General features: G+C 43.7%; 25 protein-coding genes and 1 other annotated feature (1 of these 26 only partly in view). All 25 genes read right to left on the reverse strand.

Features of this window, described 5'->3' with window-relative positions; genetic code table 11:
• A protein-coding gene (locus NST85_RS22805) for a muramidase family protein (protein ID WP_341190490.1) crosses the window boundary here: on the reverse strand, positions 1-860 show its 5' portion. 637 nt of this gene lie to the left of the window's left edge; 860 of the gene's 1,497 nt are visible here — the first part of the coding sequence; the start codon lies at positions 858-860; the stop codon falls past the left edge of the window.
• 162 nt (positions 861-1,022) lie between these two features.
• Complete coding sequence (gene ilvE / locus NST85_RS22810; RefSeq protein ID WP_127194673.1) at positions 1,023-1,901, reverse strand: branched-chain-amino-acid transaminase; 879 nt, start codon at positions 1,899-1,901, stop codon at positions 1,023-1,025.
• Positions 1,902-1,922: 21 nt separating this feature from the next.
• The gene (pheA, locus tag NST85_RS22815) at positions 1,923-2,792 is read right to left on the reverse strand and encodes a prephenate dehydratase (RefSeq protein WP_127194674.1); all 870 of its coding nucleotides are present in this window, start codon (positions 2,790-2,792) and stop codon (positions 1,923-1,925) included.
• Positions 2,789-3,757: a homoserine kinase gene (gene thrB, locus NST85_RS22820; RefSeq protein ID WP_127194675.1), complete on the reverse strand. Its 969-nt coding sequence runs from the start codon at positions 3,755-3,757 to the stop codon at positions 2,789-2,791. Before thrB ends, pheA begins: the two co-directional genes overlap by 4 nt.
• A 29-nt stretch (positions 3,758-3,786) precedes the next feature.
• Entirely contained in the window at positions 3,787-5,079 is a 1,293-nt protein-coding gene (locus tag NST85_RS22825) for a homoserine dehydrogenase (RefSeq protein WP_127194676.1), read from the reverse strand.
• Positions 5,080-5,124: 45 nt separating this feature from the next.
• Positions 5,125-5,562 (reverse strand): ACT domain-containing protein, encoded by a 438-nt coding sequence (locus tag NST85_RS22830; RefSeq protein ID WP_127194677.1) that lies wholly within the window; start codon positions 5,560-5,562, stop codon positions 5,125-5,127.
• A gap of 200 nt (positions 5,563-5,762) precedes the next feature.
• A complete protein-coding gene (gene obgE, locus NST85_RS22835; protein WP_127194678.1) occupies positions 5,763-7,073 on the reverse strand; it encodes a GTPase ObgE in 1,311 nt (436 codons plus the stop codon).
• On the reverse strand, positions 7,064-7,828 hold the full coding sequence (locus tag NST85_RS22840; protein WP_127194679.1) for a Spo0B domain-containing protein: 765 nt from the start codon (positions 7,826-7,828) through the stop codon (positions 7,064-7,066). The genes obgE and NST85_RS22840 overlap by 10 nt, the downstream gene beginning before the upstream one ends.
• A gap of 232 nt (positions 7,829-8,060) precedes the next feature.
• Positions 8,061-8,372 (reverse strand): 50S ribosomal protein L27, encoded by a 312-nt coding sequence (rpmA, locus tag NST85_RS22845; protein WP_127194680.1) that lies wholly within the window; start codon positions 8,370-8,372, stop codon positions 8,061-8,063.
• Positions 8,373-8,390: 18 nt separating this feature from the next.
• Positions 8,391-8,723: a ribosomal-processing cysteine protease Prp gene (locus tag NST85_RS22850; RefSeq protein ID WP_127194681.1), complete on the reverse strand. Its 333-nt coding sequence runs from the start codon at positions 8,721-8,723 to the stop codon at positions 8,391-8,393.
• A 13-nt stretch (positions 8,724-8,736) separates the two neighbouring features.
• Positions 8,737-9,048 carry a 50S ribosomal protein L21 gene (rplU, locus tag NST85_RS22855; protein WP_127194682.1) on the reverse strand — a complete coding sequence of 104 codons (312 nt, stop codon included), beginning with the start codon at positions 9,046-9,048 and terminating at the stop codon, positions 8,737-8,739.
• A gap of 13 nt (positions 9,049-9,061) precedes the next feature.
• Positions 9,062-9,146: a sequence feature (ribosomal protein L21 leader region), on the reverse strand.
• Between the two features lie 56 nt (positions 9,147-9,202).
• The gene (locus NST85_RS22860) at positions 9,203-10,447 is read right to left on the reverse strand and encodes an Rne/Rng family ribonuclease (RefSeq protein WP_127194683.1); all 1,245 of its coding nucleotides are present in this window, start codon (positions 10,445-10,447) and stop codon (positions 9,203-9,205) included.
• 50 nt (positions 10,448-10,497) lie between these two features.
• Positions 10,498-11,355 (reverse strand): M50 family metallopeptidase, encoded by an 858-nt coding sequence (locus NST85_RS22865; protein WP_127194684.1) that lies wholly within the window; start codon positions 11,353-11,355, stop codon positions 10,498-10,500.
• Positions 11,348-12,238 (reverse strand): M23 family metallopeptidase, encoded by an 891-nt coding sequence (locus NST85_RS22870; RefSeq protein WP_127194685.1) that lies wholly within the window; start codon positions 12,236-12,238, stop codon positions 11,348-11,350. The genes NST85_RS22865 and NST85_RS22870 overlap by 8 nt, the downstream gene beginning before the upstream one ends.
• A gap of 208 nt (positions 12,239-12,446) precedes the next feature.
• A complete protein-coding gene (minD, locus tag NST85_RS22875; protein WP_127194686.1) occupies positions 12,447-13,241 on the reverse strand; it encodes a septum site-determining protein MinD in 795 nt (264 codons plus the stop codon).
• A 3-nt stretch (positions 13,242-13,244) separates the two neighbouring features.
• Positions 13,245-13,907, reverse strand: coding sequence for a septum site-determining protein MinC (gene minC / locus NST85_RS22880; RefSeq protein WP_341190491.1), 663 nt, complete (start codon positions 13,905-13,907; stop codon positions 13,245-13,247).
• A gap of 78 nt (positions 13,908-13,985) precedes the next feature.
• Positions 13,986-14,531: a rod shape-determining protein MreD gene (gene mreD, locus NST85_RS22885; protein WP_127194688.1), complete on the reverse strand. Its 546-nt coding sequence runs from the start codon at positions 14,529-14,531 to the stop codon at positions 13,986-13,988.
• A complete protein-coding gene (gene mreC / locus NST85_RS22890; protein WP_127194711.1) occupies positions 14,531-15,406 on the reverse strand; it encodes a rod shape-determining protein MreC in 876 nt (291 codons plus the stop codon). The genes mreD and mreC overlap by 1 nt, the downstream gene beginning before the upstream one ends.
• A 129-nt stretch (positions 15,407-15,535) precedes the next feature.
• The gene (locus NST85_RS22895; RefSeq protein ID WP_127194689.1) at positions 15,536-16,564 is read right to left on the reverse strand and encodes a rod shape-determining protein; all 1,029 of its coding nucleotides are present in this window, start codon (positions 16,562-16,564) and stop codon (positions 15,536-15,538) included.
• A gap of 39 nt (positions 16,565-16,603) precedes the next feature.
• Positions 16,604-17,293, reverse strand: a complete 690-nt coding sequence (gene radC / locus NST85_RS22900) for a RadC family protein (RefSeq protein ID WP_127194690.1) — start codon at positions 17,291-17,293, stop codon at positions 16,604-16,606.
• 111 nt (positions 17,294-17,404) lie between these two features.
• Positions 17,405-18,025, reverse strand: coding sequence for a Maf family protein (locus NST85_RS22905; protein ID WP_127194691.1), 621 nt, complete (start codon positions 18,023-18,025; stop codon positions 17,405-17,407).
• Positions 18,026-18,201: 176 nt separating this feature from the next.
• Complete coding sequence (locus tag NST85_RS22910; RefSeq protein ID WP_246054414.1) at positions 18,202-19,416, reverse strand: SPOR domain-containing protein; 1,215 nt, start codon at positions 19,414-19,416, stop codon at positions 18,202-18,204.
• Between the two features lie 162 nt (positions 19,417-19,578).
• Entirely contained in the window at positions 19,579-20,901 is a 1,323-nt protein-coding gene (murC, locus tag NST85_RS22915; RefSeq protein ID WP_341191155.1) for a UDP-N-acetylmuramate--L-alanine ligase, read from the reverse strand.
• A 59-nt stretch (positions 20,902-20,960) separates the two neighbouring features.
• Positions 20,961-22,337, reverse strand: a complete 1,377-nt coding sequence (locus NST85_RS22920; RefSeq protein ID WP_341190492.1) for a bifunctional folylpolyglutamate synthase/dihydrofolate synthase — start codon at positions 22,335-22,337, stop codon at positions 20,961-20,963.
• A 38-nt stretch (positions 22,338-22,375) separates the two neighbouring features.
• Positions 22,376-25,048: a valine--tRNA ligase gene (locus tag NST85_RS22925; protein ID WP_127194694.1), complete on the reverse strand. Its 2,673-nt coding sequence runs from the start codon at positions 25,046-25,048 to the stop codon at positions 22,376-22,378.
• Positions 25,049-25,114: the final 66 nt, after the last annotated feature.

Here is a 25,114-nt window from a genome sequence, read left to right on the forward strand (position 1 = left end):
GGTGTTTGCGGGAAGTCGTAAAAGGACGATACGTTCCCCGCTTGGGTTTGATATTGTTGAAATAAATTATTATTAGGTTGCATCCCGAAATCTGAACATCCACACGAAGATGGATAGAGCGGTGCGGGTAGCGTCATGGGTTGTTGCTCCATCTGATAGTTCTGTGGTGACATGAACTCTGGGTAATGAGGCTCTGGGAAGCATGGAAGTTCTTGAGTTTTCAATTGCTCAAACATAATTGGTATAGGTTTGATATTTTCAGGCATGATATTCTCTGGTTTGATTGGCGCTGGCTTAAGGTTCTCCGGTTTGATTGGTGCTGGTTTGATCGCTTCTGGTTTGATCGGCGCGGGTTTGATAGCCTCTGGCTTAACGGCTTCTGGTTTAACCTCTGGTTTGATGTTTTCTGGTTTTACATTCTCCGGTTTGATGTTCTCCGATTTTACATTCTCCGGTTTGACCCCTGTATTCTTCTTACCTGGATTGCCAGGCTTAGATGTCCCACCTGGCTGTTGATTAGAGGGACCTCCTTGACCCGAGGAAGAAGACGATGGGATATTTACAATTTCCCCAACTTTAAGGACATTAGGATCACTGATTTGAGGATTTGCGTTAATTAGAGCTTGCAACGGAATTCCCCAAGCCTTAGCAATCTTCCATAATGAATCCCCTGTTTTCACAACATACTTGTTGCCACCAATAGATATAGCTTCCGACGGGATCTTGATCTTCATTCCAACACTCAGTTCATTTGGATTGGATAATTGCGGATTAGCGTCAATTAATTTTTGCAGGGGCACATTATACTTTTTTGATAAGTCGAATAATGTGTCCCCAGTTTTCACTATGTGTATTTTCACGTGCGAAAGACCTCCTAGATTTCTTCTCCGGACCGTGATCTTCGCCCGGGGCCCAATTAATACATCCTATGCAGAAGCCCGGTTTTTGACATCACTATAAATAAAAAAAATCCTACCCACCTCTTTAATAAGAGATGAATAGGATTATCGTTATAAAACGAATTACCACACTTTTATTCCGTCTTTATCAACTACGCTACGGAATTCTTCAAGAAGATTTAATGTAATTGGGCCGGCATGGCCCTCGCCGATAATGCGACCGTCCACTTCACGAACCGCAATAACCTCAGCAGCCGTGCCTGTAAGGAAGACTTCATCCGCTACATAAACATCATGCAAACTAAATGGTTCCTCCTTAAGCTTGTACCCTTTTTCAGCACAAATGTCGATGATTGCCCCGCGAGTGATTCCTTCCAGAGCACCTAAATAACATGGAGGGGTCGTAATTACTCCATTCTTAACGATAAAAATATTATCGCCAGAACCTTCAGTTACATATCCTTGGGAGTTCAGCATAATCGCTTCTCCTGCTCCAGATAAGTTGGATTGAATCTTCACTAATATATTGTTCAAATAGTTAAGTGATTTAATCTTAGGATTGAGCGCATCCGGAATGTTACGTTTCGTAGATACTGATACTGTTTTCAAGCCTGTTTTGTATGCTTCTTCCGAATATATTGAAAGTTGCTCCACGATAATGACAACCGTGGCTTTCGGACAGCGATTTGGATCTAGACCCAAATCACCCGTACCACGAGATACAACAAGACGGATATAACCATTGCGTAATTCATTACGACGTAGCGTCTCAACGAGCGCATCTTCCATCTCTTGATAAGTCAATGGGATATTTAGCATAATTGATTTAGCCGAATCAAAGAGCCGATCTAGATGTTCTTTACATTTAAAGATATTTCCATTATAGATCCGAATACCTTCAAAGATACCATCTCCATACAAATAACCATGATCATACACCGAAACTACTGCATCTTGCTTAGTTACGTATTGTCCATTTAAATATATCCATTGTTCTGCCACTATATTGGCACCTCCGATTTATTATTTCCCAAAAGAATAACTAGGATAACTACCCAAAATACGCACCTGACACCCTAGCGCTTCGATCTCTTCAATTGCAGATGGAAGCAATACAGAATCCAATGAAGTGAGCACATCCATATAAAAATAATAACTACCTAATCTCTTCTTCGTCGGCCGAGATTCAATGCGCGATAAGTTCAGTTTACGCCAAGCGAATGCTGACAATACCTGATGGAGTGCACCCGGAAAATCCTCCGGTAAAGTGACCAAAATACTCGTCTTGTCTTGATCCGAACTTATAGCTAAGCTCAGAGGATCTTGACCAATCAGGACAAAACGCGTGTAATTGTTATCGTGATCCGTAACTTTATTCGCAAGAATATCCAGACAGTGCCTCTTAGCACCAAGTGTTGTTCCAATAGCGACCCAACCCTCACCCGGATGTTGCTTGACTCGTTCAACCGCTTCAGATGTACTACCAACATGTTCTAGTTCTGCATGTGGCATGTTCGAACGAATAAATTGCAGACATTGTGCCATTGCCACTGGATGTGATAGCACCTTTGTCACTTTGGAGAAGTCTATATCCCCTGTTGAAGTAGAAAATTCTTCCCGTCTACCGATTAGATTTTGAATAGAAGGATATACCCACTCAACCTGCATTGGAATATCCACTTCATGTACGAGCCAATCCATATGAAGACTAACTGAACCTTCAATCGTATTCTCAATTGGAATCACACTGTAGTGGCTCTTACCAGTGGCTGTTGCCAAGAAAACATCGGAAATCTGTTTGTAATGCAACAGTTCTACCTGCTCATCCCCAAACAAATGAAGCAGAGCCTCGTGAGATACTGACCCCTCTGGTAACACCGCTATTGTCTTCATACTGTTACTTCCCCTTTAACGATCTCCAAAAACGATTTGTTATCTTCTATAGTAAGGCTCGTTACCCCCGTTGTGCAAGGTTTTAGCCACAGTAACTTCGCACTAATACCTTGCTCACCAAGTACATCCAATAAGAATCGTTCCAAATCCACGCCATCTTGATTACGCCGATCAACTAATGCTAGCAGCGTAGGACCTGCTCCACTAAGAGCAGCACCTAGAGCACCGTGTTCAGTCGCTTCCTTTAGGATCCGGGTCATACCTGGAATAAGAGAGGCACGGTAGGGCTGATGAAGTCGATCACGCATGGCGAAAGAAATAAGATCCATTCTCCCTGAAGCAAGTGCCGCTGTGAGCAAAGAAGTTCTACTTACATTATATACCGCATCATCGAGACTCACCGATTCAGGAAGTATGTTACGAGCTTTCGACGTAGACAACTGGAAATCTGGAATTGCAACGAGTACTTCCATATCACTCGGTGGCTCGATTCGTAAATATTCTGCATGGCTTCCATCCCAAACAGCGGTAATAATTCCACCAAACAACGAAGCACCTACATTGTCAGGATGACCTTCTAACGCTGTTGCCATGTCGAACAATTGAGTCTTACTCAGCGGTGAACCAATCAAACAATTTGCGGCGAACAACGCCCCGATAATTGCCGATGCGCTACTACCTAATCCCCGAGTTAGTGGAATGTCGCTATACATCGATATTTCGAGTTCCGGCACGACCACACCAGCTTTGCGAAATACGGACTGCGCAACCTTGTATATAAGATTACTCTTATCTCTCGGGATTCCTTCCATATGATCTCCATATAAATGGAAAACGGTCTCTGTCGACGGTTTCATCTCAATCCAGGCATATAGCGATAATGCCATACCCAAGGTATCAAACCCAGGCCCTAAATTTGCTGTGCTAGCGGGCACTTTCACCCTAACGCCTTCATTTACAATCATAATAGTTCTCCTTGCATTTTGGTTATATTTTAACCCTCTACACGATATACGCTCTTCACGCGCTGAATTACATCTAGCTTCTCGAAGTGCTTCAACACTTTATCCATGCTGGCCTTACTAGCGTTATGAGTTACAATTATGATTTCAGCGTCCTTCGTATTAGCGTTTGGTGATTGGACCACCGATTCCAAACTAACAGCATATTCTGCGAACACTTGAGTGATTTTTGCAAGCACCCCTGCTCTATCAGCAACATGAAGTAACAAGAAATTCTTATAGGCAATCGTCTCATCATTCTTCAGCTTCTTAGGCTTATAAGGAACAATAGCTTTTAGACCGTTAACTCCTAGCTTTAAATTCTTGATGACAGCGACCAAATCAGCTACTATCGATGTTGCAGTTGGCATCTCACCTGCTCCGGCTCCATAGAACATCGTCTCACCAACAGCTTCACCATATACATAAACCGCATTAAACACGCCGCTAACTGCTGCGATTGGGTGAGTATTCTTCACCATCGTTGGCTGTACAGTAATACTAAACTCATCATCTTCAGGATCACGATCGGCTATTCCTAACAACTTCATTTCATACCCAAGCTTCTTAGCGTAAGTAATATCTTCCTTAGTTACTGCAGAAATCCCACGAACAGTCACGTCAGATAGTTCCACATTTGTGCGGAAGCCAAGTGTACCAAGGATCGCCATTTTACGAGCCGCATCCAGACCCTCCACATCGGCTGTTGGATCACTTTCAGCGTAGCCAAGTTGTTGCGCCTCTAAGAGTACATCTTCATAGGAGGCACCTTCCTGACTCATTTTACTCAAAATAAAGTTAGTTGTTCCATTTACAATTCCCATAATCTTCATGATCCTATCAGAAGAGAACCCTTCGATCAGAGTCCGAATAATTGGAATCCCTCCGGCAACGCTCGCTTCATAGAATACGTCACATTGCTTTTCCTGAGCCTTCGCAAGAATTTCTGAGCCATAGAGCGCCATTAAATCTTTGTTCGCTGTAACGATATGTTTCCCGCGTTCTAATGCTTCTAGGATATAAGCCTTTGTAGGTTCAACGCCACCCATAACTTCAATAATGACATCAATATCAGGATCGCGGATAATATCCCAAGGATCCTCTGTCAATTTACTTCGATCAACTTCAATATTTCGAATTTTATTTAGATTATTGACCGCTATACGTTCAATTATTATTGGAGATCCTACCTGACTACTTAAATCTTCTTGGTGTCCTTCTACAATACGAACCACACCAGTCCCAACAGTCCCCAGTCCGAGCAAACCTACCTTCACAGGTTTCATTTTTATTCCCTCCTGTATCCCTCTAGGGGTTATCAAAATAACGATCTAACCTTGAGCCACGATATGGGTCCTCTTCACATCAGGAATGCTTTGCAGAGCTTCAATCATCTCATCCAATTCCTCACTGAGACGTGAAGTCTCCACGGAAATCACTACATTCGCCCTTCCTTGAAGTGGAATACTTTGATTAATTGTAAGTACATTAACACCAAACCCAGCGATCAATGCAAGTACTTTAGATAAAATACCTGAGCGGTGCTCCAAATCAAAAGAAATCGTAACAATACGTTCACGATCCATTTGATTAAGGAGATGAATGCCATCTTTATACTTATAAAATGCACTGCGGCTTAAGCCTACTTGCAGAGCAGCTTCATGAACGGTCTTAACATCCCCACTTGCTAGCAGTTGCTTCACTTGAAGCGTCTTGATTACTGCTTCCGGTAGAATGTCCTCTCTTACTAGGTAATAACGTTCCTTCACAATCGTCCTCTCCTTAGAGACTATTGTTTTCATATAGTGGACATTATACGTGAAACAACCTCTAACGGCAACCTTTTTTGGGTTGTGTATCTGCGGATTTATTTGAATGTAGGCGTAAATTTCTAGATTTTCTCTATGTAAAATAAATAAAAGAGCACCTCCCGGTGCTCTCATGAACATCGCTTCATGACAGTTGCTGTTTAGTAATAGCTACTGCCTTCAACAAATTCGAATTCAAAATCAGCGATCTGTACCAAAGTGCCATCTTTCGCTCCACGTTTACGAAGTTCCTCGTCCACACCCATATGGCGAAGAGTTCTAGCCAACTTCAGAATAGCATCATGTGTGTTAAGTTGCATCCGCTTCATCATGCGCTCAATCTTCACGCTCTCTACAATGAAGGTTTCATTCTCACGTCTAATCGTGAATCCTTCATCTTCACCTTCGTCTAAGGTATATATTTTACGTTCATTGATCTCAGTTACTTCTTCAATGGCCGGTGCCTCTGGAATTTGATCCAACAAATCAGCTGCACGATACAACAGTTCCTGTACACCTTGACGAGTTAGCGAGGAGATTGGGAGAATTTCTAGATCAGGACGAACCTTGCTTACCTGCTCACGGAATTTCACCAAGTTGTCAGCCGAGTCCGGCATATCCATCTTATTCGCTGCAACAATCTGCGGTCGATTCTCAAGATCTGCATTATATTGTCTCAACTCTGCATTGATCTTCTCCCAGTCATCAAATGGGTCTCTGCCTTCTGAACCTGACATATCGACAACATGGATAATAACTCGTGTCCGCTCTACATGACGTAGAAACTCGTGACCAAGTCCAACCCCTTCATGCGCACCTTCGATAAGTCCAGGTAAATCGGCCATTACGAAGCTACGTCCTTCACTGACTTCCACCACACCAAGGTTCGGCGTTATCGTCGTAAAGTGATAGGCTCCGATCTTCGGCTGAGCGGCGGATACAACCGATAATAACGTCGATTTGCCTACACTAGGGAAACCAACTAGTCCTACATCAGCCATGACTTTCAATTCAAGAACAATCCAGCGCTCTTGGCCTTCTTCACCATGTTCAGCAATCTCAGGAGCTGTATTGTTTGGTGTTGCAAATCTGGTGTTACCGCGACCTCCGCGGCCGCCCTTGGCTACAACAACTTGCTGACCGTGCCGAGTCATATCAGCAATGACTTCCTGCGTATCATCATCGATAATAATCGTTCCTGGCGGAATACGTACAATCATTTTCTCCGCATTTGCACCGTGTTGACTTTTATTGCGGCCTTTTATCCCACGATCACCCTTAAAGTGGCGCTGATAACGAAAATCCATTAGGGTCCGTAAACCCTCATCCACTTGGAAGATTACATCTCCACCTTTACCACCATCGCCACCAGCTGGACCACCCTCTGGTACGTACTTCTCACGACGAAATGCAACGAGACCGTCGCCTCCGTCGCCACCTTTTACATAAATCTTCGCTTTATCTACAAACATTCATTCACCTCATTTATATTTCCGCAAGGCATCCGAAGCCGCAATGAAGATAGTTTCGGATCAACCTGTTCGGCTGTCACTCTCTTACCTGACATTAATTCGTCGATGTGTTGTTTCAGCGTCTCCAGATTACCTGCCCCTGCTTCACGATCAAATCGAACTAACACCTCGTCATTCTCCCGGTAAATCGCCATCTTCAATTGTAGGATCTCGTCCCATGACGAACGTCCTGTTAATTGAAAAGCACGCACCGTTTCAATAATTGCCTCAGCTAATTTTCTAGCATCATCTTTCGAAAGCAAATTACTTAAATTCAAATCATCTTCAATGTCAACTTCAAGTTGAACAGATCCATTCATCTCACGGAAAGACTGTAAATAAAATACTAATGACGGCAGGCCTAATCCGGAAATCTTACTTTCCACTGCCATGCGTTCTTTTATTCTTTCCACACAGTTAGTCAATTTATCAATTTTGCCCAGTTGAATGTATCCATACAATATTTGCAAATCATTCATCCAATCATGCCGATGATGACTTAGCGTTGAAATCGCCGTTCTTTGAACTGATTCCAGCAGAGTCGTACGCTCTTTAGCTGCCTGCCTCTGAATGTATCTTACATATCCCCAAAGCACTGCGAGCATTGATATACAAAGAATAAGATCCCCTAGTGGCGACTGAACGAAGTAGATAATCCCCATAATAACAAGCGATATTATTAAGACGATGACAGGCACCGTAAACCGATGTTTCATGACTTTCCCCGTTCCTCTACCAATTTAGTTGTAATACCTTACCCCTATATCATTACCCAGTATATCACAATCCTTGTCTAAAGACGCCACAAAGTGTATTGCGGTATACTGCACATTCCGAGGATAATTGATAAGAACGCTTTGAATACTTAGACCTGCATATATCCAAAAAAGAAGCCCCCGGCACTAGAGTGCCGGGGGCTTCAAAAGCCTCACTAGAACAGTAAAGCTCTTAAACTTCGACTGCAGCCGCTACTGGAGCGGTTTCCACAGGGTAGACGCTCACTTTCTTACGTTCGCGACCCCAACGTTCGAATTTCACAACACCATCGACTTTCGCAAATAGTGTATCATCTTTACCGATGCCCACGTTAGTTCCTGGGTGAATTTTCGTTCCGCGTTGACGGAAAAGAATGCTGCCACCAGTAACCATTTGACCGTCTGCACGTTTAGCGCCAAGGCGTTTAGATGCACTGTCACGACCATTTCGCGTGGAGCCTACACCCTTTTTGGATGCGAATAACTGAAGATCCAATTGTAACATTATTGTCTACCTCCTTCTTCAAGTAATGATATCCTGTATCTTAATATATTTCCCATATGATCCTTCGATGCCCTTCAACATAACAACCATTGAGGCAAGAAGCAGTTGCGCTTGATCCTTAGCCTGAGGCTGGACTGTAGAGGGAAGACTCGCGTTCAAGAACCCGTTCTTCATCTCCGAATCCATAACAATTCCTGTGAGTGCTTCAATCGAGTTGACCGTACCAACGGTAACGGCCGACACGCCAGCACATACAATATCTTGTCCTGCTTTAGCGTAATTCGCATGGCCCTTTACTTCAAATCCCTCAATGCCATTATCCTGCCGGCGCAATATGGAGACAACAATCACTGATGTCACCTACTTACGCTTGGATTTTCTCGATGGTCACTTTTGTGTATGGTTGACGATGACCTTGCTTTTTGTGGTAGTTCTTCTTAGGTTTGTATTTGTAGACGATAACCTTTTTGCCTTTAACGTGTTTCTCGACTTTCGCCGTCACACTAGCACCGGATACCAATGGAGCTCCCGCTACCAAACCTTCACCTTTAGATACGGCCAATACACGGTCGAACGTCACGCTTGCGCCGTCCACTGCGTCCAATTTTTCGATGAAAAGAACATCGCCTTCTTGAACACGGTATTGTTTACCGCCAGTTTCGATAATTGCGTACATATGCTTGCACCTCCTCATGTCTCAGACTCGCCTAATTCAGGTGTCGCCTATAAAATAGGACGATCTTCATAACCCGATCGGAGCGGTTACAGCATGTGCACAAGACTTACTTATGACACATACCCTAATATACTATCATGGGTTCCTAGGAAAATCAACTGTATCCGTTAAATTTCCCTTTACTATTAGCTCTGGATGTTGGAGAAGCCTCTCCAATCGCTACAGTGCTCTCTTCCCTCATTCTTTTCCTCGTCATTTCAAGCAACCCCAGCTTCGTCCATCCAAGAATATGATGCTGAGTCCGATCTCCGCGCATGCAATTATCCAGCTTATCTAATACAACACTTCTGTGTTGGTCACTTTCCATATCAATGAAATCAATAATAATAATTCCACCCGTATCACGAAGGCGAATCAATCTAGCCATTTCCTGTGCTGCTTCCAGATTGGTTTGAAATACGGTATCCTCCAAATTATCCCCGCCGGTAAACTTCCCTGTATTAACATCGATGACGGTTAGGGCCTCCGTTTGGTCCCACACAAGGTATCCACCTCCAGGTAACCACACTTTCCGCTGAAAATCTCTATCTAATTGATGTCTGACACCATAAAAATCGAACAGTGGAACCTCACCATCGTAAGCAATAACACGCGGTGGAGTCCCCGGAAACATAGAATTTAAAAATAATAAAGCTTCTTCTGCTTGCTCTGGACTATCCATAATAATCTCATCTGTCTCGGGACTATAAGCATCTCGCATTAACCGTTGTACCATGCTGAGATCATGATGAAGAGCCGTTGGAGCTGAAACTCTTTCTCCTTTTGCCAAGATCAAGGCAAATTGTTCACGCAACAATGCTAAATCCTCCGCAATGGCTTCACGTGCCTCATACTCTGCAACCGTACGCAGAATAAGCCCTTCATCAGCGTTGCGAAGCTCCTCACCTATTGCTTTCAAACGCCACCTTTCCTCTTCTTGGCCTATCTTCTTAGAAACCGCTACATACCCTGCGGAAGGCATATACACCAGCCAACGTCCAGGCAGCGAGTAATGAGTCGATACTCTTGCTCCCTTGTTACCAATCGCATCCTTAATAACTTGAACGATCAGTTCCTGCCCCGGCCTAAGTAACTCCGCAATAGAAGGCTTCAGCTTAGACTGCTTCTCCAAATTAGGATGCAGTAAGTCATCAATATAGAGAAATGCATTCTTCTTCTGTCCAATATCGACAAACGCAGCTTGCATCCCAGGAATCACATTTACAACTCTTCCATTAAAAAAACTGCCTACCAGTCCTCTTTTCTGAGAACGCTCCGCCGCATATTCCACCAGTTTATCATCTTCAAACAGGACCATTTCGGTGGAGCCAGGCTCGCAGTGAACAATCATCCGTTTCATGACCTCACCCTTCATTAACGTTCTATTCAGATATTATAACATGCTATACTTCAAGCCCCCGGTTTGCCTCGCAAAAAAGCGGAGATTATCCGCTGTTCCGGGATTACAGCCACAATATTTCCTTGAGGGTTCATCACATAGATAAAGTGATACTTTTCCCTTTTAAATAGACGCAAAATATTGTCCAAAGGTTTCGCCTTATCGGTCACAATCGGCTGGACAATAGTTCCATTTATGAGATGTCTAGCAAATGCCCGATCGCGGTTCATAAGAAAGCGTAGAAATCGATACCGGATATTACGATAATCCACCCAATTTGAATACAGAAGAAAAGTACCCACAAGTAGTAAATTAAATTGAAGTATTCCCTGAGCAAGTAGAAGTGGCAGAACCGAATATATAAGAACTAAAACACTGAACATTAGGCTGATTCGTAGCGACCAGAGGAGAGCAGCATGATACGGCAGCACAATACTGCATAAGGACTGAACAAGCTTTCCTCCATCCAGCGGCAAAATCGGTAACAAATTAAACAGTGCAATCAGAAGATTTGCTTCTATAAAATAAAACAGAAACGGCCCGTCCCATAAACCAAGTAGATGAAGAATCCATGATATGCCTATCAGTAGAACATTCTGAAGCGGACCTGCGAGTGAAATGATCATCTCTCGACCAGCCGTCAGATACCCTGTATCTTCCATTACCGCAACACCACCAAAAGGCAGCATCTGAATGGAGCGAACCGTTACCCCAAATCCACGCGCAGCTATAACATGACCTAGTTCATGTATAAACACGATGATAAAGAGAGTTAACAATTCCAAGAAATGACCTGTCATAATCGAAGCTAACATGATGATTACGAAGAATGGATGGACAGAGAGTGAAATGCCTTTGTACTTAATCAAAAGGTATCACATCCGTGGGATCGATGAATCGATCATCCTTTTTCAAAGCGAAGTACAACGTGGGACTTGGAGAACCCGATGATGGCGAGAGACTTCCAATCAACTCGCCTGTTTCTACCCAATCTCCCTTTTCTACAAAAGGCTGTTCCAAATGCCCATAAAGAGAGACATATCCCCCGGCATGCTGGATAGCCACTGTCTTTCCGGTGAACGCATCTTGGGTAATTTCTAGCACTCGTCCCGTTTCTATATTTTGAATACCTACGCCGCTAGATGAATTCTCTAAGGGGGTAATCTCTACACCTTTTAAATTAATAGCAAAAGGAGTAGCAATGCTACCATTCAACGGTGTCACAAATCCCCTCGCTGTTCCTACTTTTAACCCCTTATCTTCAGCCTGCTTAAAAATTGGAATAAAAGAAGGAGCCCCTCCGAAATTTTTCTCATACCATGTCTCTACAGCCCCAAAGTCGATCTCACGAGTTAATGATTGCGCCACGAATGTACGGAGGGGATTAGACCAGGATGGCTCATACTTTTCAATCCCCCATAAACTGAAGAATATTGCAGCGCTAATGATCAAACGTATAAAGAACATATTCCAAAAGGTAGAACCCTTACTATGATAGTTATCCGGAGTATCTTTAGGACCAGATCCATAAGCATCTTGCCAGCGACCTTGACCACGTTTCCACAGTAACTCAGGGTCAGGTTCTTCCCTCTCCGATGTGGAAGCATAAGCGATTGATTTTCCAGGGATAATGTTGTTGGTCACTGTTGATCCCCACCCCCGATCTTGAAGGGAGTTTTCTATCACATCACCAGCCGTCAGTTGCTTGATCCGCTCTTCTCTCCGTTTCTTAACATTAGACTTCACATCCATATTCCTCATTCCTCCCTAGTACCTCAAGGCATGTTCAGAGATTACCCTTCACTATAACGACTACACCCGACTATGCTGTAGTTAAGTTTATGAGAGGCTTGACCGGAATATGAACAAGCCTAGCTTTACCAGAAACAAAAAAACCAGTGCTCTAGCGCACTGGTTTCTAATTCAATCTAAGGCATAGCCAACATTCTGACGTCTAAAATCAACCCATTCCAAAGAACTTCTTGAAACGTTTAAACGCACCTTGCTTCTGATCCAATAGCATTAGAGGTACAGTATCACCAAGGATTCGACGAGCGATGTTCCGATAGGCAATTGCAGCTTTGGAGTCAGGATTCATGACCGTTGGTTCTCCAGTATTAGCTGCTTTGATAACGAGCTCATCATCTGGGACAATTCCAATAAGGTCAATATTAAGTACCTGGAGAATACTTTCAATATCAAGCATGTCGCCTGATTTCATCATATTGACTCTAATCCGGTTCACAACCAGCTTAGGCGAGGTAATATGCGAACTTTCGAGAAGTCCAATTACTCGATCCGCGTCACGAACTGCGGCATGCTCTGGTGTTGTAACAACAATCGCCTGATCGGCACCAGCAATCGCATTCTTGAAACCTTGTTCAATTCCTGCTGGACAATCAATAATGACATACTCATATTCTTTCTTTAGTTCTAGGATGATGTCTTTGACCTGTTCAGGAGAAATCGCATTTTTATCCTTCGTTTGTGCAGCAGGTAACATATATAGTTCATCGAATCGCTTATCCTTGACAAGAGCCTGATTTAGACGGCAACGTCCTTCAGCTACATCAATCAAGTCATAGACAATTCGGTTCTCTAGTCCCATTACAACGTCCAAATTACGAAGGCCAATATCCGTATCTACTAGACAAACCTTTTTGCCCTGCAGCGCAAGCGCTGTACCAATATTGGCCGAGGTCGTCGTTTTACCTACCCCACCTTTGCCTGATGTGACAACGATAGCTTCTCCCATTATTTACACCCCTTTGAACACGTTAAGATCCGGTCGAACCCGGGTAATATTCGTGATTTTGTCGATCTGCATCTTTCCATCTTGTAAACTAGCAAACTCCATGCTTGTCTCACGATTCTCCCATTCATCAGGAGGCCTGCTGATCGTTTCGGCGATACGCAGTTGCGTTGGCGACAAATAAGAGGCCGCTATTATTGCGTCCACATTGCCTTCTACCCCTGCATGTGCCATTCCCCGCAAGGATCCAAGAATCAAGATATCTCCGGTACAAGTAATTGTCCCTCCAGGATTCACATCCCCTAGAAAAAGCAAGTTACCCTTGTGGTGAAGAACTTGACCCGACCGGACAATACCGCTCATCGTCATTAAAGCCCCTTCGACATCTTTCTCCTCTTCCAAAACAGGAGATTCTACGGAACGAACGAGCAAATTACCTCTTTGCTTCAATATATCGAGTATCATCTCTTTCTGCTCTTCCGTTACCATTCTCGTACCTAACTTCACGTCAATATGAATGATCGGACCGGTCAGAATGTTCTGATGACTATACTCTAATTTATAACGTAGATCATCCAAAAGACTTGTGAATTCGCACCTGTCGTCTAATAAGAAAACCAGGCCATCTTTGATGCCCTTAATCGTAACGTGGTTGGATTTTACCGTCATAGCCTGTACCTCCCTCTTAATCAATTCGTGCAGGAACACCCTATTTCCTGCTTTCTTGTGAGGAAAAGTCTACAGTGACTAAGCATTATCCTCAGAGGATCGACGTTTCGTAATAATCTCCAACTGCCGACGGAGCGGCACATAAATAATAAGAGCAAAGGCGAAATGAACAAACAAGGTTGGAATGATATGATTCATCAGCGCCCAGGTAAGGGGTTGATGCGTAAGTTCAAACAAAGAATACGTTCCAAATAAGATCGTATCCAACAGGAGACTTCCGAGCATGACAACGATCATCATCAATGGCATAGATGCCCGTCCTCGCTGGGAACGGAATATCAAACCGAGTATATAACAGGAGAACCCCATAGCAAAAGAATAGGCCCCAATCAATGCGCCATAAAAGACGACATCCTGTAGCAGTCCAAATGTTAAACCGAGTATGAGCGCCGAATGTCGATTATCATACACCGCATAAAACAAAATCGCTATATAAGTTAAATGTGGAACGACACGAGTTTGCCATGCCCCAGGAATCAACCATGGAATGATTGTTCCCTCGATGATAAAGAGTAGGAACAACAAGGAGATAAGTATGAATTTACGTCTACTTACAGCCCTCATTATTCCTCAACCTCTGGTGTAAACACCACAAACAGTTCCTTCCAATCCATAAAACTAGCTGCTGGCTCCACAGATGCCGTATAAGTCAGACCATATTCGCCAACCTCGATATCCGTGACCTTACCAATGACCATCGCACGTGGAAATACCCCGCCAATCCCGGAGGAAACGATCGTATCACCTATAGAAACCGACTTTGGATCTTCAATTTTAGTCATCAGGAAGACATTTTTATTCGCGTCATAAGTCTCAATCATTCCAAAAACCTCGTTCTCTTTACCTTGGGATGTTACGGCGATAGCATTGGAGTTAGGATCCCTCGCATCCATTGACGTAAGCAGCTTAACTGTTGAGGTAAAGTTACTCACATGACTAATAACACCTACTAATCCCTCACCAGAGTGAACCGCCATGCCCTCTTTAACACCTTCACGAAGGCCGATATTCACGACAATCGTCGGGTTAATAGGATCATTGCTGATGCTTACAACTTGTGCAATCGGCCATTTATAGTCATTTTGAGTCTTCTGGGCTTCTGTAAAATTAAGTTTTTCCTTGAGTCGGATGTTCTCCTGCTCAATCCAGTTATATACTGCTTTATCCCTGGCATAGTGGGCCAATGAGATCTTTAACTGTTCGTTCTCTTCTTGAATCGAATGCAAGTTCGAAATGTCTTCAAACAAGCCCGCTACATAACTAGCGGGCTTGTAAAACACGTATTGCACGAAGCCAACCGTGTCTTTTACAAATTTCTCCGGCCAGGTTAAATTCGATCGCGGTCCAAGTGTAATACCCATAACAGAAATAAATAGAATCAGTCCGATCAACAAAACAAATAATCTTTTGTTGCCAAGTAGCTTAGACAGTTTAAGCACCTCCAACCTTACAATTTTTCTCCACTAATCCCCAACAAAATGAATAACAATAAACTAGAGAAAAACGGCATGACCGCCCAGGTTAGGACGGCGCCGCTTTATCATAAGGGTGTCTTCTTCTGTGGTGAATTATCGTCTGGAACGAAGGGCTGAACTACCTTTCGATTTAAACAAGTGTATATTATCCAACGCTCGTCCTGTTCCAATGGCTACACAATCCAACGGATTATCAGCTACAACAACAGGCATTCCAGTTTCACTAGCAAGTAGTTTATCTAGATTACGAAGCAGAGCCCCGCCACCAGTCAGCACAATGCCGCGATCCATAATGTCAGCTGCCAATTCAGGTGGACATTTCTCAAGTGTCACTTTAACAGCATCAATGATAGCTCCTACCGTATCACTAAGCGCTTCCGAAATCTCATCAGATGTTATGGTAATCGTCTTCGGCAATCCACTTACTAAGTCGCGTCCACGAATTTCAAGCGTTTCAACCTGTTCAAGTGCTTGCGCAGAACCGATTTCCATTTTCATTTGCTCTGACGTTCTTTCACCAATCATCAGATTATATTGACGCTTGATGTATTGAATGATTGAATCATCCATTTCATCTCCAGCTACACGAACAGACTTACTTGTTACGATACCACCAAGGGAGATCACTGCAACTTCAGTCGTTCCTCCACCGATATCAACAACCATACTTCCTGTCGGCTCCCATACGGGGAGATCTGCGCCAATCGCTGCTGCAAATGGCTCCTCAATCGTGTAGGCCTCACGAGCACCAGCCTGCTTCGTTGCATCCTCTACGGCGCGTTGTTCTACGGCTGTAATGCCTGATGGAACACAAACCATAACATTAGGATGGCGTTGAAAAATCGAACGTTGCTTCTGAGCTTGGCGAATGAAGTACTTGATCATCGTAGCTGTCGTATCGAAATCGGCGATTACGCCATCCTTCATTGGACGAATCGCACGGATATTACCAGGTGTTCTTCCAATCATCTTCTTAGCAGATTCCCCCACTGCAACAATACTCTTTGTATCCGTATTAATAGCAACTACCGAGGGCTCTCTCACAATAATACCTTTACCACGGGTATATACCAGCGTATTCGCTGTCCCCAAATCAATTCCTAAATCTTTCGTACCAAACATGATGTAATCTCCCTTTCTTTCTGTATCTAAACTATTATATTACATCAAGCCCTGCTCCTTCAAACTTATGAACTCTCCGTCACCAATTATGATGTGATCTAGTACATCAATACCCACAATTTCTCCCGCATCGCACAGGCGCCGTGTCATCGAGATGTCTTCCGGACTCGGCGTAGGATCTCCGCTAGGGTGATTATGGATACAAATCATAGAAGCGCTGCCGCATTTGATCGCCGCACGAAATACTTCACGCGGATGAACAATCGATGCATTCAGACTTCCAATGGAGAGCGTTTCTTGAGCAATGATATGATTTTTCGTATTCAAAAATAGACAGACGAAATGTTCTTTCTGTAAATAACGGAGTTGTTCCATGACCATATCCGCGACATTGCGTGGGTTGCGAATATTCCCAGTCTCGGGAAGGCGAGCCTTGGCTAATCTTTGACCAAGTTCGATCCCCGCTTTCAATTGTACAGCCTTAGCTGGACCTATTCCATTCAGCTTGGTCAATTCCTCCAGGCTAAAATCGATTAAACCACGTATACCGCCGGTCCCAACCAGTATGCGTTGAGCCATGTGAATGGCTGATTCATGTCGCGTTCCTGTCCGCAATAAAATTGCGAGCAGTTCTGAATTACTCAGTACCCCTGCACCATATTGTATCATACGTTCTCTCGGGCGTTCCTCAAGGGGAATATCACGCAGCATATATTGCGAAGATTCCATCACAATCACTCTCTTCCGAATGTTTTTGCGAAGTCATTAGTACGACTCCGATGGCAAAATCCATTGCGGAAGGATATGCTTTATCTCTTCCTTGTCTTTAAGGTCTTAACTCTACAACACGTTGATTCCAAAATTGGCCAGCATATCACTTAGTAGCGATAATGGTAATCCAACCACATTGAAATAACAACCCTCAATTCCCGTAACGATGACAGCACCAAGGCCTTGAATCGCATAAGCACCCGCTTTATCAAGTCCTTCTCCGGTTCGTGCATAACTCAATATTTCATCCTCAGCGAGAGCCTTCATTGTTACAGTTGTAGAGCGGTACTCTACCTGTGATGACCCGGTAAGACCATCAATGCAGGCCACTCCAGTTAATACCGTGTGACTACTTCCTTGTAGCATTCGAAGCATGGAAGCTGCTTCTTCAACGTCTTTCGGTTTACCCAAAATCAAACCGTTCCTAACTACAATCGTGTCACTACCAATAATAACAGCATCACGTTTAGATAATTCCAGTGTTTCATAAACAACTTCTGCTTTTCGTTTTGCTAGCTCCGTCACAATCTCTTCCGGCGTCCAATGGTCCAGTATAGTCTCGTCGGCATGACTTGGCACAATTTCAAACGGAATTTGTAGAGAAGACAACAATTCAGCTCTGCGGGGTGATGTTGAGGCAAGAATAATTGAACGAACAGATGTTGTTTCCAAAACGTAGGATCTCCTCATTTTTTACATTTACGAATTTAGAATAAATTAAAAAGCGGAATGAATACTTTAAGACTGTCATCCTCGCCATTTTTTGACACTTTATTATTATAAGGTTAATTCACCGTCAATACAAACACAAAAAGGGCAGGGGGAAGTATTTCCAATTCCCTGCCACAATTCAAGAGTATTCTTAATTATTGCCCTGCAGTAACTAGTTTTTGTTCAGCCAAAATAAATCGCATGATCTGATTCTGAACTTCCCATAGTAGTGTTTTGGCTTGTTTCTTATTGTACTCACCCATCGCTTCTACAGCGCTGTTCATCGCCTTCTCCATCTCGTTTATTTCTTGCTCGCTTCCTGGGGATAACTTGCCCCGAATTGCGGCTGCGCTTTCCGTCCAAAGTTGGTGTTTTTCGCCCTGTTCTTGAATATCTTCTACACTCTGAATCTTAGGTGTCAATTCGCCTAATAGGGAGGCGGAAGATGAACTTAACAAGTTGACCAAATCTACACTTTGCGACAAATAACGCTCTAATGACTGAACGTCACCACTATATTGCAATTCTACAGCTTTCGGCAAAGAGATTTCATGTAATATCAGATTAACTCCTTCAGCTTTGAGACCTCCACTTAACAGCTTGGCCTGTTCACGATCAGGTGACACTCCCGCGTAGACTCTCTTCTCATCAACCGTATCCCTTGCGGCAGCAATACCAGAGGCTTGTAATTCCTCTTGAGCTAATTGAACGCCTTGCGCCGTACTGAATACTCCATATTGGAGAAAATAGTAGGTCTGCTCAGGTAAAGCCAGATTTATAGGTAACGGCTCCTCCGTCTTATCTAATCCAATTTCCCCTAGTACGGGAATGCTAACCCCTTCGCCTGTTGTATTTTGACTAGGTACGCCAATACTAGGGAATGGAAGACTCACATCATTATTAAATAGGGATAGTACCACAAATCCAAACAACGCTCCGGTCACAATAGCCCCAGTTATCGATCCACCTAACTTCCACCACGATGTACGGGTAGGACGATAATGATAGTTTTCCGCATAAATTTCACTATTGTATTCCTTAATCTCTTCTTCATCTTCGGCAGATTGATAGTTATCATACCAATCTTCCCTAGTTAACGGGTCTTCCTCGTATATCTCATCGCTCTGAAGCTTATCATTCTGCTCACGCTGATGATACACGGTCATCTCAGTCCCCGTATGATCAGTGAACGGATCTCCCCATTGATTCATCGTTTCCACGGCATGGTAAGTAGTCGGAGTCTGTGAAGGAAATAATTGCTTTACGTTATCAGGAAATTCACTCTGCTTGTTATCTCTCACATTCGGCTGCATAGGCTCCACTTCCCGCCCTTGCCCGTCAAACCGAAATGTCATCTTGGCCTTGTTCACTGTCCGCACGCTCCTTGTCCATTCTTCTAGAGATACAATATGAACAATGGACAACTTATATGCCATTTGTGCAGAAAAGATCTATTACAATGCAAAAAAACGACCCATTCCTCAACTATGAATATTGAGGAAGGATCGCTATTCTTTGTACTTGAAAATTAATTAATCTAAAAGCTCCTTGGCAAGTTGATATCCGACTCTCCAAATGTCGCCAGCACCCATGGTCAGCACCATGTCACCAGGTTGTACCCGATTATGGAGGTCTGAAATTACATCATCCTTTGTTGGGAGATATCTTGCCCCAGCATTACTATTCTCCTTAATTAAATCTACCAATTTGGAAGAATTAATTCCCTCGATCTGTTTTTCTCCTGCGGGGGAGTATATATCCGTAATAATCACTTCATCCGCACCGCTAAATGCCCGGCTAAATGCATCAAGTAGGAAGAACGTTCGCGAATAACGCTGCGGTTGGAATACCGCAATAATGCGTTTACCCGTAGCCTTGGCAGCAGCGATAGTTGCCTCGATTTCAGTTGGATGATGAGCGTAATCATCAACAATCAGAATACCGTCACGCTCCCCAAGTACTTGGAACCTACGTTTTGCACCGTGGAAATAGCCGATAGCTTCGGTGATTTCCTCAAAAGGAATTCCTGCTTCGAGACACACAATTATAGTAGCCATTGCGTTATAAACATTATGTCTCCCTGGTACAGATAGCCTCACTTCCCCAAGCTCTACCTCACCTTGTAACATAGTGAAAGTTACGCGGCGATCACCGAGTACAATATTAGTGGCAGAATAATCACATGAATTATCAATACCGTATGTAAGCTTTTCACACTTCAATTTCGGTAATAATTCTTGGATATTTGTATCATCGCCACAAATGACTGCCTTTCCTTCAGGTTTGGTCTGATTGAGAAATTGGACATAGGCTTCTTTCAAACGGCCAAAATCTCCATCATAGTTCTCCAAATGATCTGCTTCGATATTCAAGACAACACTCAGCGAGGGATGATATTGCAAGAATGATCCATCACTCTCATCGGCTTCCGCCACAACACATTTGCCTTGTCCCGCTTTTGCATTCGTTCCTAAGTCCATAATTTCTCCACCGATAATGAAGGTTGGGTCGATACCACATCTCTCCATAACAATAGCGATCATAGAAGAAGTTGTTGTCTTTCCATGTGCCCCAGCTACAGCGACTCCTGTGCGTTCATTTAACAGTCGCGCTAACATCTGAGAACGATGCAATACCGGTATACCTTGTTCCTCAGCCTCAACCCGCTCTACATTATCACGAGGGAGTGCTGTAGAGTAAACTACTAACTCCGCTCCTTGAACATACTCGGCATTATGCCCAATGTAAATCTTTGCCCCTTTGGCCTCTAACTTTACAGTTAGGTCCGAAGCAGCAACATCCGAACCTGTTACATTATAGCCCATCTCCAGCATAACGCGGGCGATAGCGCTCATTCCGTATCCACCAATACCGATAAAATGTACATGTTGTTCCGTTTTATTCAACAATATAGTCACCAGCCTTTTTCAGAATCGGTTTGATGCAAAAGGGTTGCTCGCACGTCCGAAATCATATACAACGTGCCCGTCACTACCCCAAGATCTTCCCGTTCCGTCCGTGACTCCAGCAGCGAAAGGGCCTTTCTCCAGTCACGTTCCACGATGATCTCTAAATTAGTCTTACCATAAGAATCTCGTAGTTCAACTACGAGATCAAATAACGCCTGTGCATCCATTTTCCTACGAAAATCAGGCTCGGTCAGAATAAGTGTATCCACTATTGGTAATATATGCTTCAAGTAGGCGCGATGATGCTTATTAGCGAGCATTCCCATCATCAAATTCAACTTACTGTATCGATAAATCTCTGGAATGCTTCTGGAAAGCGATTCCGCTCCTTCTGGATTATGAGCCCCATCGAGCAAGATACGCGGCTGTTCCGATACCAACTCTAGGCGACCAGCCCAAAAAGTACTCTGAAAACCATGCAGCATTTCCTTATCATCCAGGTTAAAGGCCATGTACTGCCTAAGTACTTCTAGTACCATCATAACACCAGCGGCGTTCTTACATTGATGCTCACCCAGCATCGCAATATCGATATCAAGGTCACGAAATGGTCCATGAAATGAAATTTTTTGCAAAGTCTCACCTAGTTGCTTACGATCAAAATGAAACTGTTCTCCAAGTAGATATAAGGCCGAGTTATGCTTAGCCGCAGTCTCCTTTAGCACAGCAATGGCTTCGGGCTGCCCCACACAACTGATAACCGGAACACCAGGTTTGATGATCCCAGCTTTCTCCTTAGCGATCAGTTCAATTGTGTCACCTAGTACATCCGTATGATCAGTTCCAATATTCGTTATCAAAGAAATGATAGGTGTCACAATATTAGTTACATCCATTCTTCCCCCGAGGCCAGTCTCCCATACCACAACATCGGGGTAACAAACCTCCGCGAAATATAAAATAGCGATAGCAGTACTTACCTCAAACATCGTGGGAGAACCAAGCTCACTATCAGCGATTTCCCTCACGAAAGGAACGATCCGATTAGTTAACTCATGCAACGTCGCCTCAGGAATATCCTCCAGATTATATTGAAATCGGTTCGTAAATTTTGTGATATAAGGAGAGGTGAACGTCCCTACGCTGTAACCACATTCCAGAAGCGTTCTACTTAAAAAGGCACAGGAAGAGCCCTTACCATTCGTTCCGGCAACATGAATAAATTTAAGTCTCCGATGAGGGTTCCCTAAATGTTCCAGCAGAAGTTCTATTCGTTCCAATCCTGGGCGGATTCCAAAAGGAATCAGCCCATTAATCCACTCTACCGCTTCTTTATAATCCTTCAACTCTGAATCCATTTCTTTGTCTGTACTTTCCCCCATGTATTTCACCTTCAATTAATATTTGAAATGCGTAAAGATTACCCTCTCAATTCCTCAATACGGGCGAGTACTTTATCGCGCTTATCAGAATAATCCGCCATTTTTGCGGTTTCTTCCTCAATCACTTTCGCAGGCGCTTTGGCAACGAAACCTTGATTGGCAAGTTTCTTCTCGACACGTTCAACTTCTTTATTCAAGTTCTCAAGCTCTTTCTCCAAACGTGCGATTTCCTGGCTAATATCGAGCAGGCCAGCTAGCGGCAAATACAACTCCGCACCTGTTACTATTGCTGTCATTGCTTTATCAGGAACTACGGTAGTTAGCGATGCTTCATATTCTGAAGTATTACAGAAACGACGGATATAATGACCGTTACGGACAAGGATATCCAGTAGTTCTTCAGATCCTGGTTTCACAAGTAGCTCGATTTTCTTACTCATAGGCACGTTCACTTCAGCACGGATATTCCGTACAGAACGAATTATGTCGATCAGAAGGTTCATCTCCTGAACAGCATCTGGCGCTTCAAGTGCTGGATCATACTGTGGCCACTCAGCAAGCGTAATCGTCTCGCCAGAATGCGGCAAATGCTGCCATATTTCCTCGGAAATAAACGGCATGAACGGGTGGATCAACCGCAACGTACGGTCAAGCACATACGCAAGAACGGATTGAGTCTTCCGTTTAGCATCCGCATCTTCACCGTAGAAGGACAACTTAGCGAACTCAATGTACCAGTCGCATAGATCATCCCAGATAAAGTTGTAAAGTACACGTCCAGTTTCACCGAAGTCATACGCATCAATTAGACGAGTTACTTCACGAGCCGTCTCATTAAAGCGGTGTAAAATCCAACGATCCGAGGTAGAAAGATCACCACTGATATCGATATCGTCGTAGGTTACTCCTTCTAAATTCATGAGCGCAAAACGAGAAGCATTCCATATTTTGTTGGCGAAATTACGGGACTGCTCTACACGTTCCCAGCGAAAGCGCAAATCCTGACCTGGTGTACTACCTGTCGAAATCATATAACGCATAGCATCCGCACCATATTGGTCGATAACCTCAATCGGATCAACACCGTTACCAAGTGACTTAGACATCTTCCGGCCTTCGCTATCACGAACAAGACCATGCATAAGCACATCTTTGAATGGAATTTCATCTGTAAATTCGAGCGCCGTAAAGATCATACGAGCTACCCAGAAATAGATGATATCGTACCCAGTAACGAGCACATCCGTTGGGAAAAACCGTTTGAAATCTTCACTGTTCTCATCCGGCCAACCGAGTGTAGAGAAGGGCCACAATGCTGAGCTGAACCATGTATCCAAAACATCATTATCTTGTCTCAGATCATCCTTGCCTAATTTCTCGCGAGCTTCTTCCTCACTATGAGCTACTACCATTTCTCCAGTTGATTCACTGTACCAAGCTGGAATCCGATGACCCCACCACAATTGACGTGAAATACACCAGTCTCGAACATTCTCAATCCATTGTAAATATATTTTTTCAAACCGATCCGGAATGAAATTAACGCCTTTCCCACTCTTTTGAGCGGCAATAGCGGCTTCAGCTAATGGCTTCATCTTTACGAACCATTGTGTTGACAAATACGGCTCCACGACAGCACCGGAGCGTTCACTATGACCTACTTGATGAACATGATCTTCTATCTTGATCAGAACTCCCATTTCTTGAAGGTCCTTCACAATCAAGGTACGACACTCGCTGCGATCTAAGCCTTGGTATTTGCCTGCAGCCCCGTTCATCGTTCCGCTCTCATCCATAACTGTGATCTGCGGAAGATCGTGACGTAGCCCAACTTCAAAGTCGTTAGGATCATGCGCCGGAGTAATCTTAACAGCACCACTTCCGAAATCCTTTTCTACATATTCATCCGCAATAATCGGAATTTCACGTTCAATAATTGGCAAAATCAACGATTTACCAATCAAATGACGGTATCGCTCATCCTCAGGATGAACTGCCACAGCCGTATCTCCGAGCATCGTCTCAGGACGTGTCGTTGCAACAGTAATATAGCCGGATCCATCCTTGAGTGGATATTGCAGATGGTACAGATGGCCGTTAACCTCTTTGTACTCAACTTCAATATCAGAAATTGCCGTACGAGCTGCTGGATCCCAGTTAATAATATACTTGCCCCGGTAAATCAGCCCTTTTTCATGTAGCTTAACAAATACTTTACGAACCGCTTGAGATAGACCCTCGTCGAGCGTGAATCGTTCACGTGAATAGTCAAGGGAAAGCCCCATTTTTGCCCACTGATCACGAATCGTATCGGCATATTGATCTTTCCATTCCCACACTTTTTCTAAGAATTTCTCACGTCCTAGATCATAGCGCGTAAGACCCTGTTCCCGCAGCTTTTGCTCTACTTTCGTCTGCGTGGCAATCCCAGCATGGTCTGAACCTGGTAGCCAAAGAGCATCATAACCCTGCATCCTTTTCGTACGAATTAAAATATCCTGTAACGTAAAATCCATGGCATGTCCGATATGCAGCATACCCGTTACGTTTGGAGGCGGGATAACGATCGTATAAGGCTTGGCATCAGGTCTTTGCCCTGCTTTAAAGAAGTTACCTTCCTGCCAATAGCGGTACCATTTCTGCTCTGCTGCTTTTGGATCATACGTTGTCGGCATATCAGCCGAAGTTTGCTGCTCATTTTTCTCTGTCATTATTATTCAACCTCCGTTACATTTAAGCGTATCTTGGCAAAATTGAGCTAATCCTGAGGATGGGGT

It is taken from the genome of Paenibacillus sp. FSL K6-2524, assembly GCF_038005525.1.
Lineage (GTDB): Bacteria > Bacillota > Bacilli > Paenibacillales > Paenibacillaceae > Fontibacillus > Fontibacillus anaericanus.

Excerpts from the sequence above, each read along its gene's own strand:
- pheA (WP_127194674.1), bottom strand. The coding sequence starts at position 2,792 with ATGAAGACAATAGCGGTGTTACCAGAGGGGTCAGTATCTCACGAGGCT.
- thrB (WP_127194675.1), bottom strand. The coding sequence starts at position 3,757 with ATGATTGTAAATGAAGGCGTTAGGGTGAAAGTGCCCGCTAGCACAGCA.
- NST85_RS22825 (WP_127194676.1), bottom strand. The coding sequence starts at position 5,079 with ATGAAACCTGTGAAGGTAGGTTTGCTCGGACTGGGGACTGTTGGGACT.
- obgE (WP_127194678.1), bottom strand. The coding sequence starts at position 7,073 with ATGTTTGTAGATAAAGCGAAGATTTATGTAAAAGGTGGCGACGGAGGC.
- NST85_RS22840 (WP_127194679.1), bottom strand. The coding sequence starts at position 7,828 with ATGAAACATCGGTTTACGGTGCCTGTCATCGTCTTAATAATATCGCTT.
- rpmA (WP_127194680.1), bottom strand. The coding sequence starts at position 8,372 with ATGTTACAATTGGATCTTCAGTTATTCGCATCCAAAAAGGGTGTAGGC.
- rplU (WP_127194682.1), bottom strand. The coding sequence starts at position 9,048 with ATGTACGCAATTATCGAAACTGGCGGTAAACAATACCGTGTTCAAGAA.
- NST85_RS22860 (WP_127194683.1), bottom strand. The coding sequence starts at position 10,447 with ATGAAACGGATGATTGTTCACTGCGAGCCTGGCTCCACCGAAATGGTC.
- NST85_RS22870 (WP_127194685.1), bottom strand. The coding sequence starts at position 12,238 with ATGGATGTGAAGTCTAATGTTAAGAAACGGAGAGAAGAGCGGATCAAG.
- minD (WP_127194686.1), bottom strand. The coding sequence starts at position 13,241 with ATGGGAGAAGCTATCGTTGTCACATCAGGCAAAGGTGGGGTAGGTAAA.
- minC (WP_341190491.1), bottom strand. The coding sequence starts at position 13,907 with ATGACGGTAAAATCCAACCACGTTACGATTAAGGGCATCAAAGATGGC.
- mreD (WP_127194688.1), bottom strand. The coding sequence starts at position 14,531 with ATGAGGGCTGTAAGTAGACGTAAATTCATACTTATCTCCTTGTTGTTC.
- NST85_RS22895 (WP_127194689.1), bottom strand. The coding sequence starts at position 16,564 with ATGTTTGGTACGAAAGATTTAGGAATTGATTTGGGGACAGCGAATACG.
- radC (WP_127194690.1), bottom strand. The coding sequence starts at position 17,293 with ATGGAATCTTCGCAATATATGCTGCGTGATATTCCCCTTGAGGAACGC.
- NST85_RS22905 (WP_127194691.1), bottom strand. The coding sequence starts at position 18,025 with ATGAGGAGATCCTACGTTTTGGAAACAACATCTGTTCGTTCAATTATT.
- murC (WP_341191155.1), bottom strand. The coding sequence starts at position 20,901 with ATGAGCGCTATCGCCCGCGTTATGCTGGAGATGGGCTATAATGTAACA.
- NST85_RS22920 (WP_341190492.1), bottom strand. The coding sequence starts at position 22,337 with ATGGGGGAAAGTACAGACAAAGAAATGGATTCAGAGTTGAAGGATTAT.
- NST85_RS22925 (WP_127194694.1), bottom strand. The coding sequence starts at position 25,048 with ATGACAGAGAAAAATGAGCAGCAAACTTCGGCTGATATGCCGACAACG.